Here is a 21,321-nt window from a genome sequence, read left to right on the forward strand (position 1 = left end):
GTCGGCGCAGCCCGCACAAGAGGTCCGAAACGCTATCCGCCGGCCTCGATGATCTGCCGCAGCGAGGCCACATGGCGGGTGAAGGCCCCCCGCCCTGCGGGGGTGGCGGTCACCGTGGTTTGCGGCTTCTTGCCGACAAAGGCCTTGGCGACCGCCACATAACCCGCCTTCGCCAGTGTCTCGATATGGGCGCCGAGATTGCCGTCGGTGGCTCCGGTCAGTTTTTTCAGCCGGGGAAAATCCAACCCCGCGCCAGCCGGCAACGCATTCAGCGCAGCCATGATCCTCAGGCGAAGCGGCTGATGAATGATTTCATCCAGCTCTACCATCGCCTAGTTCCGCCGCATCCAGAGACCGCCGAGCATCAGGCCGCCGCCGTTGACCGCGGCCATCCACAGCGTGAACCAGGATCCCGCGACGTAATAGCCGATTACGGTAAGTGCGATGACGCTCACGCCAATCGCGACGAAGGCGCGCCCGAGCCAGACGCCAACCATGATGTAAGGCAACATGAAATAGGAGGGCCAGAATGCTGCAAGCTGGCGCGGCGAAAATCCGCCAAGCGCAATGCTCCAGACACAGCCGAACGCAATGAACACTGCAAAGGCGGTGAACATCCGCGCGTCGAACGTCCGGACACCCTCGCGCCGGGCGCTGACGGCGCCAATGATCACCGAGCCGCCATTCCCGCTGCGATCACGATAGACCAGATGATTCCTGCGGCGCCCTGAAGACTGAATGTGAGAACGTACCCGATGAACGTCAGGGCACCCCACAGCAAAAGCATTGAGCTCGCGCGGCGGTAGAACAACGACCTGCGCACATCGCGCCCAATTCTGTCGATGTCGGACAGCAGGGCACCGGCCTCGCGGGCTTCGATCATTATTATGGTCCCCGCAGGTTTGCGATGAGATCGGCGACCCGCGTCAATGTCGGCGGGCTCGTGACAACATCCATGTGGCGCGCGTTGTCGAGAATGCGGACATCGACTGTAGCCGATGTCCCGCGCACGGCCTCTTCATATTTCCCGGCATGCATCAGTTCGTCGTCAGCTGCGCCGATCAGCGTGATCGGCAGCTTGGCGGTGACGAGATCGCCGCGGTAATTGCGGTTGGCGCCGAAATTCGTGAGCAGCCGCATCGAATATTCAGAGGTCAGAATTCGCGACGAATGAGGTGGAACCGCAAAGGCGATCACCGGCAACTGGTCGCAGCAGACGATTCCCGCTCCGCGCAGGATGCTGAGCGCGACGATGCGCGGCAGATTCGGGCTCGCCCATCCACCGGCATTGCTCCGGCTCGACGGCGAATTGGTCCCCAGCCACGGCGCCAGCAGCACGGAATGCGTAAACAGGTTCTGCAGCGGCGATCCGGAGATGCGCAGCGCAAAGCCGCCGCCGGAGGAATGTCCCACCAGCATCAGCGGTGCTGAGACGCCGTCCTGCCGGATACGTCCGACGAGATCCGCCAGATCGTCGTCAAGCTGCCCGAGGTAGCTGATGTCCCCTCGCGTGCCCGACGCACCGTGACCGCGCATGTCCGGCGCGAAACTCTCGATGCCGCGATCAGCGAGCACCCGCGCCAGCGGGTGAACTGCGACGCTCGAACCGGATGAGCCATGAATGAGGATCGCCGCGCCGCGTGATGGTCCCTGGGCTGGATAATGACGGTAGGCCAGATGCGTGCCGTCCCGCGCCTGAGTGAAGCGCAAGGGCGGAATGTTGCTGCGATCTGCGACCTTTACGCCATCCGATACCGCAGCCAGTTCGGATGGGCGCACGACCGGCACCGCGATCATTCCGGCAAGGATCAGGGCCACCAATCCCGCCGCTGCAAGCGGCCATCGCAAGATACGAACGATGAGCATCGTGTACGCTCCAAAAGATAAATCTATAGAGAACTCTGTATTACAGAGTACTGGATTGAGCAAGGACCGTTTGGCGATGGCGGCTGAATTCCCTACCTTGCACCCGAGCCTCAACAACCCGATTCGATAGCCGAGATGCCAGCAGCCGAAGCCCTTATTAATTCGCCGGAATTTACCGTTTCCGAGCTGTCCTCGGCGCTCAAACGGACGGTGGAGGACGCCTATGGCCATGTGCGGGTACGCGGCGAAATTTCCGGCTTTCGCGGGCCGCATTCCTCCGGCCACTGCTATTTCGCGCTGAAGGACGAGAGCGCCAAGATCGAGGCAGTGATCTGGAAGGGCGTCCATGGCCGGATGCGGTTCAAGCCGCAGGAAGGCCTCGAGATCATCGCCACCGGCAAGCTCACCACCTATCCCGGCTCGTCGAAGTACCAGATCGTCATTGAAGCCATCGAGCCCGCCGGTGTCGGCGCGCTGATGGCTCTGATGGAAGAGCGCAAGAAGAAACTCGCCGCCGAAGGCCTGTTCGACGAGGCCCGCAAGCAGCTTCTGCCTTGGCTGCCCGAAGTGATCGGCGTGGTGACGTCGCCGACGGGCGCGGTGATCCGCGACATCCTGCATCGGCTTGAAGACAGATTCCCGCGCCGCGTGCTGGTGTGGCCGGTGCGGGTGCAGGGCGAAGGCTCCGCCGAGCAGATCGCCGCCGCCATCCACGGCTTCAACGCGCTGGAAGAAGGCGGCAGAATTCCGCGACCGGATCTGCTGATCGTCGCGCGCGGCGGCGGCTCGCTGGAAGACCTGTGGTCGTTCAACGAAGAGATCGTGGTGCGCGCGGCGGCGGAGAGCATGATCCCGCTGATCTCCGCGGTAGGCCACGAGACCGACGTGACGCTAATCGATTTCGCTGCCGACAAGCGCGCGCCGACACCGACCGCGGCCGCCGAGATGGCGGTGCCGGTGCGCGCCGAACTGTTCGTCGAAGTCACCTCGCTGGAGCGACGCGCGATGCTGTGCTGGCAGCGCGGCCAGGAGCATCGGCGCAGCGAACTGCGCGCGGCCGCCCGCGCACTGCCGAAGGCGACGGAGTTGCTGAACATTCCGCGCCAGCGCCTCGATCGCGCCAGCGCACAACTGCCACGCGCACTGCGTGCCAACGCGCATGTCTACGAGCGGCGGCTGTCGGCCATCGGCGGGCGTCTGACGGTGACGGCGTTGCGCGCGCAAATTGATCGCGGCAAGGAGAAGGTGACGCGGCTGGCGACAAGCGCGCGGCGCGGCGCGGATTTGCAGATCCAGCAGCGCGAGACGCGCCTGAAATATGTCGCGCAGCTTCTCAAAGCGCTCTCCTACAAGGGCGTGCTGGATCGCGGTTTCGCATTGGTGCGCGACGAGCATGACCAGCCGTTGCACGCCGCAACCAATGTGGGCTCCGGCCAGCGCCTCACCATCGAATTCGCCGACGGACGCATTGGCGCGATGGCGGATGGCTACGAAACCACTGAAGCGAAGCCAAAGGGGGCGCCGGCAAAGCCCGCGTCGAAGCGCACCACCGATTTCGGCGTCAAAAAGGTGCAAGGCGACCTTTTTTAAGACGTTCGGAGAGATTTCGTTTTTGATTTCCGTATGATCCTTCCCGAAAATCGGTTTCCACCTTTCGGGATCATGCCTATATTTGAGCAGCCTCTCCGGACGACATCTGCCGGATCCCACAAGGACAATTATCGTGCTCAATAAATTCGGGCCTTCCGGCCAGGGCGAAGCGCAGGTCGAATATCTCGACGGCGATTTTCGTGTGACCTCTCCCGGTTCCTACGTCCGTTGCGCCATCACCGGTGAACACATTCCGCTGGATGAACTGAAATACTGGAGCGTCGACCGGCAGGAAGCCTATGCAACACCGGAAGCGGTGCTGCAGCGGCACTATCCGGCGCAACTGAAAAAGGTCTGATATCTATCGCGCGCGGGCTTTCGCCAGCCGTTCGGCCACAAAATTCCGCAACATCGCCGCATCGTCGAAATCCAGCGTGACCGCGAAGGTAGCGAACCTGTCTGCATGACCTTTGAGGCGGGCATCGCTGCGGATGCGCGCCATGTCCTTTTCAGTGGTCACCAGCGTCAATGACTTTGCTGCCGCATCTGACACCAGCCGTTCGATTTCCTCCGGCGTGAACGGATGATGGTCGGCGAAGGTTCTTTCCTCGGCCACATCCACACCGCAGGCGCGTAACGTCGCAAAGAACCGGGGCGGATCGCCGATTCCTGCAAAGGCGAGCAAGCGTTGGTCGCGCAGTCTATCGACCGAGGCTTGATCTGGAACAAGGCGCGCGCGTAACACCGGCGCGGCACGTTTGGCCACCGCCGCCTCAATTTCACTGGCCGCGTTGCCCGCACCGATCACGATCAGCGCATCGGTACGCGCGATCTGCGGTTCAAGAGGCGCACGCAGCGGACCGGCCGGAAACATACCGCCGTTGCCGACCCCGCGCGACGCATCAATCACGATCAGCGAGACATCTTTCACCAGCGCCGGATTCTGGAAGCCATCATCGAGCAGGACGACACTTGCGCCCTGCGCGCGCGCCAGCGCCGCTCCGGCCACACGGTCGCGCGATACGATGACGGATACGCTTGAAGCCATCATCAGCGGCTCATCGCCCACGTCCGCAGCCGTGTGCTCAGCCTGATCGACACGAACGGGACCTTGTTGCGAACCGCCGTAACCCCGGCTGACGACGAATGGCTTTTCGCCCATCTCGCGCAGCAGTTTCACCAGCGCGATCGTCGCCGGGGTCTTGCCCGCGCCGCCGACGTGATAGTTTCCGACGCAGAGAACCGGAAGTCCGGCGAACGCGCCATCGCGCGCCATGCGCCGTGTGGTAACCGCGCCGTAAATCGCACCAAGCGGCGCAAGCAGTCGCGATAACAACGATGGCGGCCGATACCAGAAGGCCGGCTCACGCATCGGAGCCCCCCTCCAGCCGTAGCTGCAAAAGATAAGGCTCCAGCGCGGCGAGTGTCTTGTCCAGCGCGCCGCCGAGCCTGTTCACGACGCCTTCCGCGGCTCCGACCGACCGCTGCCGCGCAATCGGATTGACCAGCAGGTGCCCGAGCAGTTTGACGAAGTCCTCGCCGGTCTCGGCGCAAATGGCGCCGCCTGCCTGATCGAGCGACTCGTAGATGTCGCTGAAATTGAACACATGCGGCCCGTGCAGGATCGCAGCGCCAAGCTTGATGCCCTCGATCGGATTTTGCCCGCCGTGCGGCACCAGCGATCCGCCCATGAACACCACCGGCGCCAGCCGGTAGAACAATCCAAGTTCGCCCATGGTGTCGGCGACATACATATCCGTGTCGGGACCGGGCATTTCATCCTGCGAGCGTAACGCCACCTGCATGCCGGCGGCTGTCAGCATCTGTGCGATGGCGCCGCCCCGGTTGGGATGACGCGGCACGATCACGCTCAGCAACTGCGGCATGCGCGAGGCCAAACGCCGGTGCGCGTCGAGCATGATTTCGTCTTCACCGGGATGCGTGGACGCCGCGACGAACACCAGCCTGCGCTGCATCGCCTCCTTGAGACGCTCAAGCTTCCGCACATCCGCAGGCGGCCCTTCGACGTCGAGCTTCAGATTGCCGGACGTGACGACATTGGGGCAGCCGAGCGCCGCGAAGCGCTCGCCGTCGCGTTCGGATTGCGCGAGACAAAGGTCGAAGCATTCCAGCAGCGCCGAGATGGTGCCGCGCAGCTTCTGCCAGCGCGGAAACGAACGCGGCGACATCCGACCATTGATGATGACCATCGGAATGCGCCGCTCGGCACTCGACAGGATCAGATTGGGCCAGATATCGGACTCGATGAACAGTGCCAGACCTGGCTTCCAGTGATCGAGAAACGCCGAGACGAAGCGCGGCGAGTCGAACGGCACATATTGATGAATCACGTCAGGCGGAAACCGGCGGGCGACGATCGCAGCCGACGTGACTGTTCCCGACGTCAGCAGAATTCGGACGTTCAGCGCGCGCAGCCGTTCGATCAGTCCTGCGGCCGCCAGAACCTCGCCGACGCTTGCGCCGTGAATCCAGATCAGCGGCCCCGGCGGGCGCGGCATGCTCGCAACGCCACGGCGCTCGCCGAGACGCTCGGGATCTTCCTTGCCCTGCTTCAGCCGCCGCGCAATCAGCGGGCTCGCGAGCGGCGCGGCAAGGGCCGACAGCCGCCGATACGCCGCTAGCGTCGCTGGCAGAGCGCTAGGCATGGATGCCCTCGTCCGGACGGCCCACGCATTCGTAAGCGCGGCGCGTTACTTCGTTCAGCCGCTCTTCAAGCTGTAAGCGGATCATCTGCATGGTTTCATTGTCCGCGTCGGGCGGTACCCTGATCAATTCGCCGCCTGCGATGACGCCGCGTCCGAATGGCAAATGGATCACCGAACGGTCCCAGTTGTTGAGGCGCTTGAAGCGACTGGTGGCGATCGCCACTGGCAGGATCGGCCGTCCGGATTCGCGCGCGAGCATGATGATGCCGAGTCCGGCCTTGCGTGAAACCTTCGGCACATCGGCGGTCAGCGCCATGTTGATCTTTTCATCCAGCGTCCGCAGCATCGCCTTGAACGCGCTCACGCCGCCCTTGCGGTGAAATTCCGATCCATGATCGCCGGACCCGCGCACGGTTCCGACATCGAGACGCTCCGCCGCGATGGCGTTGATCTCGCCGTCGCGATGGCGCGAGATCAGAACCTTGGCCTGATATTCCTTGCGCTTCAGGAACGGCATCATGAAGTGCTGGCCATGCCAGAACGCGATGATGACGGGCATATCCGGCTCGACGCGTTTATAAACGTCCGGCGGATCGAGCGTGAAGCGGTTCGTCCACCAGACCAGCCGCAGGAATTCAGCCGCGGTGAAACCCGCAGCATGCTGCACCCAGCTGGCGCGGCCGAGTTTTCGAAGCGTGGCTTTCAATGGGACGGCTTCGCATCTTGGCCTGGATCGAGCAGCCGGTGAAGATGGACGATGAAATAACGCATGTGCGCGTTATCGACGGTCTGCTGGGCCTTGCCCTTCCACGCCACATAGGCCGTGGCGTAGTTCGGGAACAGGCCGACGACCTCGACCTTGTCGAGATCCTTGAAGGTCACATGATCGAGGTCGAGAAGTTCGCCGCCGATGACAAGATGAAGCAACTGCGGTTGCACAGTTTCGGACATGAATCGTTTTCCCAAAGCGATGACCGGCACTTGAATTGAAGCACCAAACCCGGACGCAAGCATTACAAAATCGGGTTTTCCCGAAAGTGCTTGACGATATGCGCATGGCGCGCACGCCCCGCCGCCACCAGCAATCCGTGACGCACGTCGGCTTGATTGTAAACCAGACGCTCGCCAGCCAGTGAGGTCATTTCCCCGCCCGCTTCGTGCACGATTAAATCGGCGGCGGCAAGGTCCCAATCGCGGCTGTTCCCGCCTGCGAATGCGGCATCCAGCCGCCCTTCGGCCACCCGTACCAGCCGGAGCGCCAGCGAGCCGATCCGTGGGTAGAGGCTCTCATCGTCACGCATGCCGCCGAGACGCTCAACCAGCGGTTTCGGTCCGGCGATTTTCGGGAAGTGAATTTCTGCACCCGGCGCAGCGGCGATCGGCGCACCGTTCAGCACGGTGCCCTGCCCGCGCGTTGCGAAAAAGAACTCGTCGCTGGCCGGCGCGAACACCGCACCCAATACCGGCAGCCCGTCCGCGACCAGCGCGATCGAGACCGACCAGTCGTCCTGCCGCGCCAGATAGGCGCGGGTGCCGTCGATCGGATCGACAATCCATGTCATCGATTTGCCGAGCCGCGCGGAATCGTCAGCGCTTTCTTCCGACAGCCATCCGTAACCCGGCGTTGCCGCGCGCAGCCGCGCCTCGATCAGGTCGTTGACGGCGATGTCGGCTTCCGACACCGGAGACGTCTTGCCCTTGATCCAGGTTTTCAGCTCGGTGCGAAACAGACTGAGCGCCAGCGCGCCGGCTTCGCGCACCACGTCGGCCAGCAGCGCGGCGTCGCGCGTGAGGTTCGCACCGGCGATGTCAGAATCAGCGACCGGCAATCGTCAATTCCCCGATGCGCACGGTCGGCGCGTTGACGCCGTACTTGAACGTCAGATCGTTGGCCGGAACCATCGACTTGAAAATCTCGAGCAGATGGCCCGCGATGGTCACTTCGCTGACCGCATACGACAGTTTCCCGTTTTCGATCCAGAAGCCCGCGGCACCGCGGCTGTAATCGCCGGTCACGCCGTTAACGCCGGACCCGATCAGGTCGGTGACGTAGAAGCCTTCCTTGATGTCCGAGATCAGATCAGCCGGCGAAACCTGGCCAGCTTCGAGATGAAGATTGTACGGCCCGGGCGAGGGCGACGACGACACGCCGCGATGGGCGTGACCGGTGGTGGCCATGCCAAGCTCGCGGGCGGTGGCGGAATCGAGGAGCCATGTGGTCAGCACGCCGTCGTCGATAATGGCGAGCTTCTTGGTCGCGACACCCTCTGAATCGAACGCCTGTGACCGCATTCCCCGCACGCGCAGCGGATCGTCGATAATACGAATGTTCTTGTCGAACAGTTGCTGGCCGAGGCGATCCTTCAGGAAGCTGGTCTTGCGCGCAATCGACGCGCCGTTGACCGCACCGATCAGATGGCCGACCAGCGAATTCGACACACGCGGATCGAACACCACCGGCGCCTTGCAGGTCGCGACCTTGCGCGGATTGAGCCGCGCCACGGTGCGCTCACCAGCACTTTGTCCAACGCTCAAAGGAGATTCGAGATCGGAGCCGTGTATTGCCGACGTGAAATCGTAGTCACGCTCCATGCCGGTGCCTTCACCCGCAATCGCCGTCATCGAGATGCCGTGACTCGACCTCAGATACGAGCCGTGAAAGCCGGTCGACGTCACGAGCACCATACCGCCGATGCCTGCCGATGCCGATGCACCGCCGGACTTCGACACGCCCTTGACCGCCAGACCTGCGGCTTCTGCTTCCTGCGCGCGCCGCTCCAGTTCATCGACGGATGGCACCTGCGGGTCGAGCAGGTCGAGATTGGGAAACTGCTTCGCCAGCAGCGATGGATCGGCGAGACCGACATACGCATCGTCGGGCGCAACCTTCGCCATCGCCACCGCGCGCTCGGCGAGCTTTGCAACATCGCCACCGATGTCGCTGGTCGAAACCACGGCCTGCCGCTTTCCGACGAACACGCGCAAGCCGACATCGTCGCCTTCGGAGCGCTCGGATTCTTCAACCTTGCCTTCGCGGATCTCGACACCTTGGGATACGCCGCGCACCGCGATGGCATCAGCGGCATCGGCACCCGCGCGCTTTGCGGCTTCCACGAGCCGCTGCGCCAGATCGCTCAACGCGCTCTGATCAAGAAGTCCGGATGTTGTTGATTTCGGCGACTGCGACAACGACGCGTTTGGTGAAGAGTTCACAAACAAATTCCCGAGGCTTGGATTCAAGAAACTTGGAGACGAATGCAACCTATCATGAGATGTGCCTGTTTTACGCGGACTTCAAGCGTTTTCGAGGCCGTTGCGGAAGATATTTCCGCAGCCTATGGCGTGTCCCACAAAGGGAGGCGAACGTCGGATTCGGGACAGTGGCAAGGTCTCGTCAATCATCCGCGCCAACCTCTCGTCAATCATGAGAACTGAAGCAATAGCAGTGAGAGACGATTAACCAGCCTTCTTAAGCGGATTCGGACACGGCTCTGGCATGCTCATCCCATCGACCGGGAACATAATTCCGGCGAGGGAGATAAAGTCGTGAGGCGTCAATTCGGAGTCGGCGGGATGCAACCCGTCGGGTCGAGCTGCATGTTGCAGCTCGACCCCCATTCTTTGCCCGTCAGCTTTGAAGCGCGCGATGGCCGCGCCGATGGCGGCGTCAGGCACATCGAAATCAATCGCGAGCGCGTCACCGTGCGCCGTGCTGTCGGCGGCATTCGCATGGCGATCAACGTTCGCGTGCGTGATTTTCTCGGCATTGCCTGCCGCGAAACGAACGATGGGCGCGCGCTGGTGCTGGTTCACAGCGATCCGTCGCTGTCGGTGCCGCTGCTGGTCACCGCCGATGAACTGCAACTCGATCTGGCCTGGCAGATGTGGGGCGACCTGTTCGCTCTGCCGCAGATCGAGGATGAAAATGAAGCAGCACGCGAACCGGCTCCGCGCCGGCGCCGCCGCAACATCATCAAGGATCGTCGTCCGAAATTTCTGGTGCGTCGCAAGGTCGGACGCGCTGCGATGGAGATATCCATTCATCGCGGCGAACGAGAGATCATCGCGCGCAACTAATTGCTAATAGCTACGCAGCACAGCGTCGGCGAGCAGGCCGGCGAACAGCATCAATCCCGCATCGCGGTTCGACTTGAACAGCCGCAGACATAGCGCGGGATTGTCGATCCGGATCGTCCGCACCTGCCAGACCAAATGCGTCGCGAACGCCGCGAGCCCGATCCATGCGGACCATTGCGATCCGCCGCGCCATAACGCGACACCGATCAGCACCACGGCCAGACTGTAGAAGATCGTCAGCGCCATCTGCGTCCGTTCGCCGAACAGCAACGCCGTCGATTTGATGCCGACCAGGATGTCGTCCTCGGTGTCCTGATGGGCGTAGATAGTGTCATAGGCGATCACCCACGAAATTGATCCGGCATACAGCGCCAGCGCGGTGGCATCGATCCGGCCGAGGATCACCGCAAATCCCATCAGTGCGCCCCACGAGAACGCAAGACCGAGAGTCACCTGCGGCCAGTAGGTGATGCGCTTCATGAAGGGATAGACCGCAACCACCACCAGCGAGCAGATGCCGGTGAGAATTGCAAAGCGGTTGAACTGCAGCAGCACCGCAAGCCCGATCAGCGCCTGCAGCACGAGAAATATCGCCGCCTGCGTGACCGTCACCTGCCCCGCCGGAATCGGCCGCGACCGTGTGCGCTCGACCTGCGTATCGAGATTGCGATCGGTGATGTCGTTCCAGGTGCATCCCGCACCGCGCATCACCACCGCGCCGATAAAGAACAACACGATGACCAGCGGCAGACCGCGAACATCATGAGCAATGCCCGCCGCCAGCGCAGCCGACCACCAGCACGGCAGCAGCAGCAGCCACCATCCGATCGGGCGGTCGAACCGCGACAGCCGCAGATAGGGCCGCATCCAGATCGGCGCGTGGGTATCGACCCAGTTGGCGGTTGAGTCGGCGACGGGGGCTGCGGCGTTGCTCATCGCAACCTTTTCATTCGGAGCCAATCAGCGGGTCAGGACGTTGCCGTTCAGCGTGTCGAAGGTGCTGCCGCCCCGCTTCAACGGCTTGGCTTCGGGCAGCGATGCGGACCCGAGCGCTTCGCTCAGGCTGGGGCCCGCCGGCGCGGCCTGAGCCTGCGACGCGGCCGCGCACACCCGCTGCTGCAATTGGGAGGTGTTGGCGTGGCCCTTCTTCATCTGGTCGCCGACCTGAGCAGGGATGCCGCATTTTTGCGCGTTGGCTTCGACGAACTTGATCATCTTCACTTCGGCCTGCGCGAAATTGCCGATCAGCTTGCAGGCCTCCTGCGGCGGCGCCTTGCGCTTGCCGGCCGCCTGAATCAGCTTGGCCTTGGCTTCGGCATCCGCACGCAGCGGCAGAAAACCCTTTTGGCACTCCTCGGCGCCGGGAGGCGGGCCAGCCTGCTGCTGTGGCGCGCCGAAGCCACCGCCGCCAACCGGCGGAGCGCCGGTCGAGAAGGCATTGGATGACGGCTGCTGCCTGACCGGCGCACTGGCCGCACCATTGACGGGCGGAAACGGCGACGCCGCGTTGTTCACCGGCGGGAACGGCGACGCATTGCTGGCCGGTGGCGGCGCTGCCTGTCCCGGCAGCGGCGCCGGAAACGCGCCCTGCGCGCGGACATCCGCAGCATGCATGACGAACGTGGCGGCAGCCAGCGATGCGATAAGACGATAGGCGGTCACGGATTCTCCTCCGGCGGGTTCCTGTGTCCCGAGTGTCCACGCGGCGACCCACCACACAGGGGACTTTTACGATTCTCGCTGCCGCTTAACAACCCGATGAATCCGGCAGCAGCGCGGCAGTTCGCCACCCAATTAGCTGCGAATCCGTAATTATTTGGGCTAGAAGTCGGAAAATGAACGGATTGGTGCCGATGCCCAAACTCGATTTTCGCAGTCCCCGGCTTTTCGTCGATGCGCCACTTGCCGCCGGGACAGGCATCGCACTCGATCGCGACCAGTCCAATTACCTCGGCAACGTGCTGCGGCTTGCCGCCGGCGACACCGTGCTGGTGTTCAACGGCCGCGACGGTGAATGGCGGGCCAATCTCGCTGGCCGCAAACGGCCAGACCGTGCGGAAATCGTCAGCCAGACCCGCCCCCAGGATCGCCTGCCCGATCTGCATTACGTGTTCGCCCCGCTGAAACATGCGCGGCTCGACTACATGGTGCAAAAAGCCGTTGAAATGGGGGTTGCAGCGCTGCGGCCTGTCACGACGCGATTTACGCAGGCGAGCCGCGTCAATGTCGAACGCATGCGCGCCAACGTTATCGAGGCCGCCGAGCAATGCGGCATCCTCAGCCTCGCCGACGTCCACGATCCCGAACCGCTGGAGCGTTATCTGAACCAGCGCGATGGCGAGCGCCTGCTGGTGTTCTGCGACGAGGACGCCCCGATCGCCGATCCGATGGCTGCCTTTGCCGGCGCGGACCGGACAAAGGGCGCCGACGTGCTGATCGGTCCCGAGGGCGGATTTGCCGAGGAGGAACGCGCATTGCTGCTAAAGCAACCACACGTCGCGCGGCTGGCGCTCGGACCGCGAATCCTGCGCGCCGACACGGCTGCGGTCGCGGCGCTGGCCGTGGTACAGACGGCCCTTGGCGATTGGGGCAAACCCGATGCACGCTGAGGTTGCATTCCGGAAAGCGTCTTATTAAGCCCTTTTCCGGATCGTCGTCGAAACCCGGGCAATCCCGTGTTAAGGGACTGCCGATTCAAGCCTTTATGCCAATTGGACACCGAAGAATGAGCCAGACCAGTGCCGCAACCGCGACCGGGTCCGCCGCACAGGCGGAGGCCTTGCTGCAGACATTTGCGCGGGCTGGCTACACCCATGCCCGGCCTCCAATCCTGCAGCCGGCGGAACCATTTCTCGATCTGTCCGGCGAAGACATTCGCAAGAGCCTCTATCTGACCACCGATGCCACCGGCGAGGAACTGTGCCTGCGGCCTGATCTCACCATCCCGGTGGCGCGCGAGTATCTCACGTCAAAGCGCGCAGGCGCGCCCGCGGGGTTCTGTTATCTCGGGCCGGTGTTTCGTTTTCGCGGCGGCACCGCCAGCGAGTTCAACCAGGCCGGCGTGGAGTCCTTCGGCCGGCAGGATCGCGCGGCGGCCGACGCGGAGATGCTGGCGCTCGGCGTTGAGGCCACGGCCGCCTTCGGCGTCGCGAGCCTCGATATTCGCACCGGCGACGTCGCACTGTTCGCAGCGCTGATCGACGCGCTCGATCTGTACCCGGTCTGGAAGCGCCGGCTGATCAAGGATTTCAACCGCAAGATCTCGCTCGCGCAGGATCTGCAGCGCCTGACGCTGGAGACCGGCAAGACCCGCAATGAATATGAAGGCGTGCTGGCCGCGCTCGCAGGCTCGGATCGCAAGGCTGCGCTGGCGCTGGTCACCGACCTGATGTCGATCGCCGGCACCAGCAATGTCGGCGGCCGCACCGTGTCGGAAATCGCCGACCGCTTTCTCGAGCAATCGACCCTCAAGGGCGGCGCATTGCCGCGCGACGCGCTGCAGTTGATCGAACGCTTCCTCGGCATTGCCGGCGAACCGGACGATGCGGCAAGCCAGTTGCGTACGCTGGCAGCAGACGCGAAACTGGATCTGAACGCCGCCATCGACCAGTTCGAAAGCCGCACCGGATTCATGGCCGCACGCGGCATCGACACCAGGACGATCCGCTTTTCCACCGCGTTCGGACGCGGTCTCGATTACTACACCGGCTTCGAATTCGAACTGCACGCCAAGGGCAACAGCACGGAGCCGCTGGTCGGCGGCGGGCGCTATGACGGGCTGCTGACGCGGCTCGGCGCACGCGCGCCCATTCCGGCGGTCGGTTTCTCGATCTGGATCGAAGCGCTTTCGCAAGGGAGCGCCGCATGAGCACGCCGTTCGTCGTCGCCGTTCCGTCCAAGGGACGGCTGCAGGAAAACGCCGAGGCCTTCTTCGCGCAGGCCAACCTGACGCTCGCAAAACCGCGCGGCGCGCGCGAGTATCGCGGCACCATGCCCTGCCTCGACAATGTCGAGATCGCCTATCTCTCAGCCAGCGAAATCGCTGCCCAGCTTGCGCGCGGTGCGGTGCATCTCGGCATCACCGGCGAGGATCTGATCCGCGAGAACATTCACGACGCCGACAAGCGCGTGATGCTGATCGAAAGCCTCGGCTTTGGCAGCGCCAACGTCGTTGTGGCCGTGCCGCAGGCGTGGATCGATGTGCGCACCATGGCGGACCTCGACGATGTTGCGACCTCGTTCCGCGCCCGGCACAATCACCGCATGCGGGTGGCGACCAAGTACATCAACCTGACGCGCAGTTTCTTCGCCGCGCAGGGCGTCGTCGATTACCGCATCGTGGAAAGCGCCGGAGCGACCGAGGGCGCCCCCGCCGCGGGAACGGCCGAACTGATCGTCGATATCACCACCACCGGCGCGACGCTCGCGGCCAACGGCCTGAAGGTGCTCGACGACGGCGTGATGCTGCGCAGCCACGCCAATCTCGTGGCCTCGCGTGAGGCCGACTGGTCGGACAGTGCACGGGAGACAGCGCGGATCATCCTCGATCACATCGCCGCCAGCGCCCGCGCCCGCAAATACAAGGAAGTCCGCACCCGGTTCGCGGCCTGCGATGCCGCGCTGCTGGCCGAAGCCCACAACCGGTTCGGCGTGGTGTCGCCGTTCGGCGGACCGACCTCGTCGGGCATGGTGACGCTGCACTGTCCGCCGGCGCAGCTCTATGCGCTTGGGAGTTTCCTGCGCGATCGCGGCGCGGAGACGGTATCGGTCGCGTCGCTGGACTATGTGTTCGACCGCGACAATCCGCTTTTCGCCAAACTCCAGACATTCCTGGGGCAATAGATTCAAGGCTTGCGGCGGTGCAACCGACCATCAGACACTCCGCTACCTTGGCGACAGCGCGGCGATGACCATATGATGATCAGGAACATGACGCCGAACAGTGTGAAGCGGTTTTCGGATCGCATCATGCCCGGACGTAACGTGCTGGAAACCGACCGATGACGCCGAGTGCCGATATTTCGAACCTGTCAGGCAGCAGCCGCGCTCCGGCTGCGCAAGACTCATCGACTCAGGGCCTGTCGATCGTCGTGCCCGTTTACAACGAAGCGGCGGGCCTCGCGCTGCTGCACGAACGTCTCTGCGCGCTTGCCGGCACGCTCAAGCAGACGTACGGCCTCGCCTGCGAAGTGGTTTATGTCGATGACGGATCGAGCGACACAACGCTGAGCATCGCACGCGGTCTGCCGCCGGCGGCGCTCGACGTGCAGGTGGTCTCGCTGTCGCGCAATTTCGGCAAAGAAGCCGCGTTGATGGCCGGGCTCGATCATGCCCGCCGCGGCGCGGTGCTGTTCATGGACGGCGATGGCCAGCATGCCCCCGAACTGGTGGAGCAACTGGTCAAGCACTGGATCGTGGACGGCTACGATGTCGTCTATACCGCGAAGGCGCACCGCGACAACGAATCGGCGCTGCGGCGGCTGAGCGTGCGCACCTTTTACACACTGATCAACTGGGGCGCGCGTCAGAAAATTCCGGAAGATGCCGGCGATTTCCGCCTGCTGTCGCCCCGCGCGGCCGCGGCCTTGCGGCAACTGCCGGAGCGCAACCGCTTCTTCAAGGGGCTCGCGACCTGGATCGGCTTCAAGCAGATCCGCGTCGATTACGAGCCGGAAGCCCGCGCCCATGGCGTCACCACGTTCAGCCCGGGACGCTTGCTCGGCCTGTCGATCGAAGGACTGACCTCGTTCTCGGTGGCGCCGCTGCGTGCGGCGAGCCTGCTCGGGTTGCTGCTCGCTTTCGTCGCGTTTCTGTTCGGCCTGTCGATTCTGTGGGAGACCTTCATCGACGGCAAGTCGGTCCCCGGCTATCCCTCGCTGGTGGTCGGCCTGATGACCATCGGCGGCGTGCAACTCATCATGATCGGCGTGGTCGGCGAATACATCGGCAAGATCCTGTCCGAGATCAAGGCGCGCCCGATCTACTTCGTCGCGGAGCACAGCGTGAAGAACGCCGACGCCGGGGCGGCCGCCGACAAGACACCGCAGACCGCGGCTGAATGAGCGTGGATTTGCCGCCGCGCCGCATCTGGTTGTGCGCCGACGATTACGGCATGAGCCCGGGCGTCAATCGCGCGATCCGCGAGTTGATCAGCATGAAGCGGATCAACGCGACGTCGGTAATGGTGGTCGGTGCCGCTGTCGATCGCGCTGAGATCGATGGATTGATGCAGGCCGTCGCTGCCAATCCGAACTGCACCATCGGCCTGCACGCGACGCTCACCGCCCCGTTTCACCCGCTAACCATGCATTTCAAGCCGCTCGACGGCGGACAGTTTCTGCCGCTCGGCAGGCTGTTGCGGGCAAGCCTGCTGCGCCGGCTCGATCCGGAAATCACGCAAGCCGAGTTGCTGGCTCAGATGTCAGCCTTCAGGCAGATGTTCGGGCGCGTACCGGACTACATTGACGGCCATCAGCATGTGCAGTTGTTTCCGCAGATTCGCGACGCGTTTCTCGCCGCGGTGAATGACGCCGCCCCCGGCGCGTGGGTGCGCCAATGCGGCCGCAGCCTGCCGCTGGCGCAGAGGCTCGACAGCCCGAAGGCGTTGCTGCTCGATGCGCTAAGCGAGACGTTCCGCAGAAAGAGCGCGCGCCTCGGCATCGCATTCAATCCAGGTTTCGCGGGCGCCTATGACATGGTGCGCGGACGCGAATTTTCCGATGCGATGCAGGGCTTTCTCGACGGTCTGCCGGACGGCGGGCTTGTGATGTGCCATCCCGGATTCGTCGACGAAACGCTTGTCAGCCTCGACAACGTGACCCATCAGCGCGAACGGGAGTTTGCGTTTCTCAGCAGCGACGACTTCCCGCGCCTGCTGGCCACGAACAACATCACGCTCGACCGGGCCTGATGGTTCAATGCGTGGGTTAAGTCTTTTTGTCGCACCGCGGCAGCGAACTTTCCTAAATTTAATTCGCGCCGGGACTTAACCCGACACAATGCGGCCCTACATCATGACGCGCATTCGCATGCCGGATGCTTCAGGAGGATGTTATGACGCCACAGGAACGCCAACTCGTCGACGATCTGTTCGACCGCCTTGCGAGGCTGGAGACGTCGCCACGCGAGCCGGATGCGGATGCCGCGATCGCGCAGGGTTTGCGCCGCGCGCCCAACGCGGTCTACGCGCTCGTGCAGACGGTGCTGGTGCAGGACGAAGCGCTGAGGCGTGCCGACGCCCGCATTCAGGAACTTGAAGGCGGCGCCGAGCAACAGCAACCCTCCGGCGGTTTTCTCGATTCGATGCGCGACGCGATTCTCGGCCCCGGTCAGGGTCGCGGCTCGGTGCCGAACGTTCGTCCTGGCGATAGTGCGCAGCGCGGTCCGACGTGGAACAGCGGTCAGGCACTGGGGCAAGCCGATGCACGCATGGGCGGCGATCCGCGCATGAACGCTGATCCCCGAATGAATGATCCAAGGCTTAATGATTCAAGGCTCAATGATCCAAGGTCTGGAAATCCGGGCGGCGGATTGTTCGGCAGCGGCAATGCCGGTGGCGGCGGCGGCTCGTTCCTCGGAACGGCGGCGGCAACCGCGGCCGGTGTCATCGGCGGATCGATGCTGATGAACAGCATTCGCGGCATGATGGGGGGCGGCAGCGGCCAGCAGCAAAGCCTCGGCAACACCGCAGAGTCCGGTGGCAGCAAGATGCCGTGGGACAACAACAGCCAGTCCTCGGGCAATCTCGCGCGCGATGCGGGCGTCAACGACGTCGGCAAGAGCGGCAGCGGCGACAGCCAGCGTCAGAGTTCTTACGATCAGGCGCAGGCCGACACCGATCAGGGCCACGATGACGATGACGATGATGATTACGGTGACGACGACTTCGATGATGGCGACAGCGATTTCGCCTGATTGGTGTCGCACCGGACAAAAGAAAACGGCCGCTGGATTCAGCGGCCGTTTTTATTTGAACTTGGAATCGCTCAGATGACGATAACACGCGTGCCGACGTTCACCCGGCCATAGAGATCGATCACGTCTTCGTTGCGCATCCGGATGCAGCCCGAAGAGACCGCCATGCCGATGGTCCACGGTTCGTTGGAGCCGTGAATGCGATACAGCGACGAGCCGAGATACATCGCGCGCGCACCGAGCGGATTTTCCGGACCACCTTCCATGTGGCGCGGTAGATCGGGACGGCGCTTGAGCATTTCCGGCGGCGGCGTCCAGGCCGGCCATTCCTTCTTGGCGGAGATCGTCTTCACGCCGGACCATTCGAAGCCCGGCTTGCCGACACCGATGCCGTAGCGCAGCGCCTTGCCGCCGCCCTGCACCAGATAAAGAAACCGGTTCGGCGTATCGATCACCAGCGTGCCCGGTGCATGCCGGCCACTATATTCGACCACCTGCTTCTCGAATTTCGGGTCCATCCCCGGACGGACAGGTTCGATCCCCATATCGCCCTGACGCATGTCCTGACGGTATTGCGGATCCATCGGCGGCAATCCCCCGCGCGACGGCATCTGCTCATAGCGTTGCTCGTAGCGCGGCGCCTGATAATTCGGGTCGCCGGACTGACCGCCGCTGAAAAGGAATTCGATCAAGCCGCCACCCATATTGGATCGCTCTTGATAGGCAACGCGGATCGGCATCGGCGGTGTTGACGGAGGTTGCGCGTAGATCACGCGGGGCTCGTCAAATGCGAAGGCCTGTATGGAACTGGCGCCAAAACACACTGCGCCCGCCATGAGCGCGAGGGACATTTTTCTGGTCATCGACGTACTCTGCACTGTTTCGTCGTTGACGCGCGGACAGCGCGCCTGAACACGCTCAATTTAGATTTAAAATCGCGTCGGTTTGGTAAACGGGACGGGGTTTGGGATTCACCACGTCAACAAGTGCGGCGTGTTCCTCGCGGTAGCGTTTATTTTCGATGAAGGCGCGAACCGCATGGTTAATCGTTGGTATGCAGCGCTTTCTGCATAATGGCACCCGCAATTCCGTTTGAAACCTCGCGTTAAAAGTCAGCGGGTACAAACACTTCATCAGGGAGTGGGGAAAACCATGGCCGTACAGCGTAAGCGATTTCGTATTGAAAGAATTCAGTCTGGCGATATGCCGGTGCTCGACCTCATCGAGGGCGATGCCGCGCCGCATCACAATCAGATCATGAGCGAACTGCGCGCCATTCGCGCGCAGATGGCGTCTCACCACAACGGACCGGTTGCCGAGCAGGACGCAAATCCTTCGCCGCAGGAACTGACGGAAGCCCAACAACTCCTTGGAAGCTATCGCGCCCAAATCGAGCAGTGCGAAAAGCTGAAGGTCGAACTCGATCTGATCCACGACGCCATCAATCGCACCAAGCAGGAAATCGCGGTGCTGCACGGCAAGAGCTTCAGCGGCGACGAGATGTCGAAAGTCACCGGCGAACTGGGTGCAGTTGTCGGCGGGACCGAGGAAGCCACCCAGCAGATCCTCGAAGCCGCAGAGGCGATCGATCAGGCCGCAAGCGCACTTGGCAAAGTGATGCCGCCCGATCAGCAGGCTCAGCTCAGTGAAGACATCCAGGAGCGCGTCGTCAGCATCTTCGAGGCCTGCAATTTCCAGGACCTCACCGGCCAGCGCATCAACAAGGTGATGACGACGATGAAGTTCATCGAGCATCACATCAACGTCATGATGGAAATCTGGGGCGGCGTCGATGCGATCAAGCAGCACGCGCCGGCCATCATCGACACCCGCGTCGGCGATGCCAAGCTGTTGAACGGCCCCAAGGGCATGGACGACGAAGGTCACGCATCGCAGGACGATATCGACGCGATGTTCGGCTAAGCGCCGCGACATTTCGGAACAGGTTCAAAGAGCCCGGAGGCCTCGCTTCCGGGGCTCTTTTCTTATGTCGACCGCCGCAGCGCCGCGAAACACGCCAGCGCCAGCAGAATGCCTGCAATCGAGACCTCAAGAGCCCCCTGATCAGACCAGCGTTCGATTACGTATGCCAGCGCGAAAGGCGCCAGCGCCTGGAGGATTTGCGCCGGCCGGGAGATTCGACCCACCACGCGCCCATATCCAACAGCCCCGAACATCGCCAACGGCAAAGCACCGCGCGCAATCGTCACCACGCCATTGGCCGCGCCATACATCAGGGCGAACAGGGCCGCGATCCCGGTGGAGAACCCTGCCGTTGCCAGCAGGATGAAGGCGCAGGCCATCAGCGCCATCGAGACGCGCGCCACCCAGAGCGGATGCAATCGCCCGCCGGTCATGAAATCGGCAAACCGCGTCAGGACCTGAGCAGGCCCGAACAGTGCCCCGATAAACACAGCCGTCCCGGCATCGAGACCGCCGCGTTGCAGGATTGCAAGCAGGTGCGTGGACGTCCCGGACAGCACGAAGGCGTGGGCGGCAAATCCCGTGGCCATCAAAATGAACGGAAGGCCGCTCGGCGGAATGATCTTGGCCGGGGCGGCTATCGGAGCGCCCGCAACCGGCGGAGGCGGCACATGCACCGCGTGGCGCGGCAGCGCAAATGCGTGCAGAGGCGCGACAATGAAAACAAGTACGCCGGCGAAAACGAAATAGGCGCTGCGCCATCCGCCGTGTTCGATCAATAAGTGGGTCACGGGCCATGCCACGGTGGAGGCGAGGCCGCCGGCAAACGTCACCAGCGTGATCGGCCGCCGTGACGCTGCCCCGAAGGTGCGGGTCAGGGTGGTGAATGCCGGATCATAGAGGATCGACGCCATCGCGACGCCGAGCAGCATCCAGCCCAGAACATAGAGCCAGTATTGATCCGCGAGCGGCAGGATCAGCAGGCCGAGCGCACCGATCAGCGCGCCGAAGGCCATCACCAGATTCCCGCCGTGCCGGTCGATCAATCCGCAAGCCAGCGGTGCGAACAGACCCGAGACGCCAAGCGCGATGGAGAACCCCGCCAGCGCCTGCGCCAGCGACCAGCCGTGGGCGGTGGCGATGTGCGTCATGGTGAGCGCGGGCGGATAGAACAGAACGCCCCAGCCCAACACCTGTGTGATGGAAAGAACAACGACCGCGCGGCTAGGCCCGGAGCTTAGTACCTGCGGCCCGGCCATTGCGCTCGTGCTTCCCCGACGTCGAA

24 protein-coding genes are annotated in these 21,321 nt (G+C 63.2%); 10 read left to right on the plus strand and 14 right to left on the minus strand.

Features of this window, described 5'->3' with window-relative positions:
• Nucleotides 1–32 precede the first annotated feature (32 nt).
• From HNQ36_RS14325 to HNQ36_RS14335, 4 genes are read right to left on the minus strand one after another with little or no spacing between them, the layout of a single operon-like run.
• Entirely contained in the window at nt 33–329 is a 297-nt protein-coding gene (locus HNQ36_RS14325) for a winged helix-turn-helix domain-containing protein (RefSeq protein WP_184086181.1), read from the minus strand.
• Nucleotides 330–332: 3 nt separating this feature from the next.
• Nucleotides 333–674 carry a hypothetical protein gene (locus HNQ36_RS26190; protein ID WP_246395388.1) on the minus strand — a complete coding sequence of 114 codons (342 nt, stop codon included), beginning with the start codon at nt 672–674 and terminating at the stop codon, nt 333–335.
• A complete protein-coding gene (locus tag HNQ36_RS26195) occupies nt 671–883 on the minus strand; it encodes a hypothetical protein (protein WP_246395389.1) in 213 nt (70 codons plus the stop codon). The genes HNQ36_RS26190 and HNQ36_RS26195 overlap by 4 nt, the downstream gene beginning before the upstream one ends.
• Nucleotides 884–885: 2 nt before the next feature.
• Nucleotides 886–1,866, minus strand: a complete 981-nt coding sequence (locus tag HNQ36_RS14335; protein WP_184086183.1) for an alpha/beta hydrolase — start codon at nt 1,864–1,866, stop codon at nt 886–888.
• Between the two features lie 135 nt (nt 1,867–2,001).
• Between HNQ36_RS14335 and xseA the strand changes: the two genes are divergently transcribed.
• Complete coding sequence (gene xseA, locus HNQ36_RS14340; RefSeq protein ID WP_184086185.1) at nt 2,002–3,456, plus strand: exodeoxyribonuclease VII large subunit; 1,455 nt, start codon at nt 2,002–2,004, stop codon at nt 3,454–3,456.
• A gap of 133 nt (nt 3,457–3,589) precedes the next feature.
• A complete protein-coding gene (locus HNQ36_RS14345; protein ID WP_019195509.1) occupies nt 3,590–3,814 on the plus strand; it encodes a DUF2093 domain-containing protein in 225 nt (74 codons plus the stop codon).
• A gap of 3 nt (nt 3,815–3,817) precedes the next feature.
• Here HNQ36_RS14345 and lpxK read toward each other — a convergent pair whose 3' ends face one another.
• The 6 genes from lpxK to HNQ36_RS14375 all read right to left on the minus strand — a co-directional run bounded on the left by lpxK (nt 3,818) and on the right by HNQ36_RS14375 (nt 9,335).
• Nucleotides 3,818–4,828, minus strand: coding sequence for a tetraacyldisaccharide 4'-kinase (gene lpxK, locus HNQ36_RS14350; RefSeq protein ID WP_184086187.1), 1,011 nt, complete (start codon nt 4,826–4,828; stop codon nt 3,818–3,820).
• The gene (locus HNQ36_RS14355) at nt 4,821–6,122 is read right to left on the minus strand and encodes a 3-deoxy-D-manno-octulosonic acid transferase (protein ID WP_184086189.1); all 1,302 of its coding nucleotides are present in this window, start codon (nt 6,120–6,122) and stop codon (nt 4,821–4,823) included. Before HNQ36_RS14355 ends, lpxK begins: the two co-directional genes overlap by 8 nt.
• Nucleotides 6,115–6,828: a lysophospholipid acyltransferase family protein gene (locus tag HNQ36_RS14360; protein WP_184086191.1), complete on the minus strand. Its 714-nt coding sequence runs from the start codon at nt 6,826–6,828 to the stop codon at nt 6,115–6,117. The genes HNQ36_RS14355 and HNQ36_RS14360 overlap by 8 nt, the downstream gene beginning before the upstream one ends.
• Nucleotides 6,825–7,073 carry a DUF4170 domain-containing protein gene (locus HNQ36_RS14365; protein ID WP_046827715.1) on the minus strand — a complete coding sequence of 83 codons (249 nt, stop codon included), beginning with the start codon at nt 7,071–7,073 and terminating at the stop codon, nt 6,825–6,827. Before HNQ36_RS14365 ends, HNQ36_RS14360 begins: the two co-directional genes overlap by 4 nt.
• Nucleotides 7,074–7,135: 62 nt before the next feature.
• Nucleotides 7,136–7,951: a 3'(2'),5'-bisphosphate nucleotidase CysQ gene (locus HNQ36_RS14370; RefSeq protein ID WP_184086193.1), complete on the minus strand. Its 816-nt coding sequence runs from the start codon at nt 7,949–7,951 to the stop codon at nt 7,136–7,138.
• A complete protein-coding gene (locus HNQ36_RS14375; protein WP_184086195.1) occupies nt 7,938–9,335 on the minus strand; it encodes a metallopeptidase TldD-related protein in 1,398 nt (465 codons plus the stop codon). The genes HNQ36_RS14370 and HNQ36_RS14375 overlap by 14 nt, the downstream gene beginning before the upstream one ends.
• 360 nt (nt 9,336–9,695) lie before the next feature.
• Between HNQ36_RS14375 and HNQ36_RS14380 the strand changes: the two genes are divergently transcribed.
• Nucleotides 9,696–10,199: a DUF6101 family protein gene (locus tag HNQ36_RS14380; protein WP_210312045.1), complete on the plus strand. Its 504-nt coding sequence runs from the start codon at nt 9,696–9,698 to the stop codon at nt 10,197–10,199.
• 3 nt (nt 10,200–10,202) lie between these two features.
• On the opposite strand, the gene ubiA is transcribed toward HNQ36_RS14380, so the two are convergent.
• A complete protein-coding gene (gene ubiA, locus HNQ36_RS14385; protein ID WP_184086199.1) occupies nt 10,203–11,135 on the minus strand; it encodes a 4-hydroxybenzoate octaprenyltransferase in 933 nt (310 codons plus the stop codon).
• A 24-nt stretch (nt 11,136–11,159) separates the two neighbouring features.
• Nucleotides 11,160–11,861 (minus strand): hypothetical protein, encoded by a 702-nt coding sequence (locus tag HNQ36_RS14390; protein WP_184086201.1) that lies wholly within the window; start codon nt 11,859–11,861, stop codon nt 11,160–11,162.
• Between the two features lie 191 nt (nt 11,862–12,052).
• Between HNQ36_RS14390 and HNQ36_RS14395 the strand changes: the two genes are divergently transcribed.
• The 6 genes from HNQ36_RS14395 to HNQ36_RS14420 all read left to right on the plus strand — a co-directional run bounded on the left by HNQ36_RS14395 (nt 12,053) and on the right by HNQ36_RS14420 (nt 18,113).
• Complete coding sequence (locus HNQ36_RS14395; RefSeq protein WP_184086203.1) at nt 12,053–12,808, plus strand: 16S rRNA (uracil(1498)-N(3))-methyltransferase; 756 nt, start codon at nt 12,053–12,055, stop codon at nt 12,806–12,808.
• Nucleotides 12,809–12,924: 116 nt separating this feature from the next.
• Nucleotides 12,925–14,067 (plus strand): ATP phosphoribosyltransferase regulatory subunit, encoded by a 1,143-nt coding sequence (locus HNQ36_RS14400; RefSeq protein WP_184086205.1) that lies wholly within the window; start codon nt 12,925–12,927, stop codon nt 14,065–14,067.
• Nucleotides 14,064–15,041: an ATP phosphoribosyltransferase gene (hisG, locus tag HNQ36_RS14405; protein ID WP_046827722.1), complete on the plus strand. Its 978-nt coding sequence runs from the start codon at nt 14,064–14,066 to the stop codon at nt 15,039–15,041. Before HNQ36_RS14400 ends, hisG begins: the two co-directional genes overlap by 4 nt.
• 158 nt (nt 15,042–15,199) lie before the next feature.
• The gene (locus HNQ36_RS14410) at nt 15,200–16,261 is read left to right on the plus strand and encodes a glycosyltransferase family 2 protein (protein ID WP_184086207.1); all 1,062 of its coding nucleotides are present in this window, start codon (nt 15,200–15,202) and stop codon (nt 16,259–16,261) included.
• Nucleotides 16,258–17,109 carry a ChbG/HpnK family deacetylase gene (locus HNQ36_RS14415; RefSeq protein ID WP_184086209.1) on the plus strand — a complete coding sequence of 284 codons (852 nt, stop codon included), beginning with the start codon at nt 16,258–16,260 and terminating at the stop codon, nt 17,107–17,109. The genes HNQ36_RS14410 and HNQ36_RS14415 overlap by 4 nt, the downstream gene beginning before the upstream one ends.
• 143 nt (nt 17,110–17,252) lie before the next feature.
• A complete protein-coding gene (locus HNQ36_RS14420; protein ID WP_184086211.1) occupies nt 17,253–18,113 on the plus strand; it encodes a DUF2076 domain-containing protein in 861 nt (286 codons plus the stop codon).
• 71 nt (nt 18,114–18,184) lie between these two features.
• Here the strand turns inward: HNQ36_RS14420 and HNQ36_RS14425 are convergent, their stop codons facing one another.
• On the minus strand, nt 18,185–18,976 hold the full coding sequence (locus HNQ36_RS14425; protein ID WP_184086213.1) for a L,D-transpeptidase: 792 nt from the start codon (nt 18,974–18,976) through the stop codon (nt 18,185–18,187).
• A 289-nt stretch (nt 18,977–19,265) separates the two neighbouring features.
• Between HNQ36_RS14425 and HNQ36_RS14430 the strand changes: the two genes are divergently transcribed.
• The gene (locus HNQ36_RS14430; protein ID WP_046827726.1) at nt 19,266–20,036 is read left to right on the plus strand and encodes a protein phosphatase CheZ; all 771 of its coding nucleotides are present in this window, start codon (nt 19,266–19,268) and stop codon (nt 20,034–20,036) included.
• Between the two features lie 62 nt (nt 20,037–20,098).
• On the opposite strand, the gene HNQ36_RS14435 is transcribed toward HNQ36_RS14430, so the two are convergent.
• On the minus strand, nt 20,099–21,295 hold the full coding sequence (locus HNQ36_RS14435) for an MFS transporter (RefSeq protein ID WP_184086215.1): 1,197 nt from the start codon (nt 21,293–21,295) through the stop codon (nt 20,099–20,101).
• Nucleotides 21,296–21,321 lie beyond the last annotated feature (26 nt).

It is taken from the genome of Afipia massiliensis (genome assembly GCF_014203115.1).
Classification (GTDB): Bacteria; Pseudomonadota; Alphaproteobacteria; order Rhizobiales; family Xanthobacteraceae; genus Afipia; species Afipia massiliensis.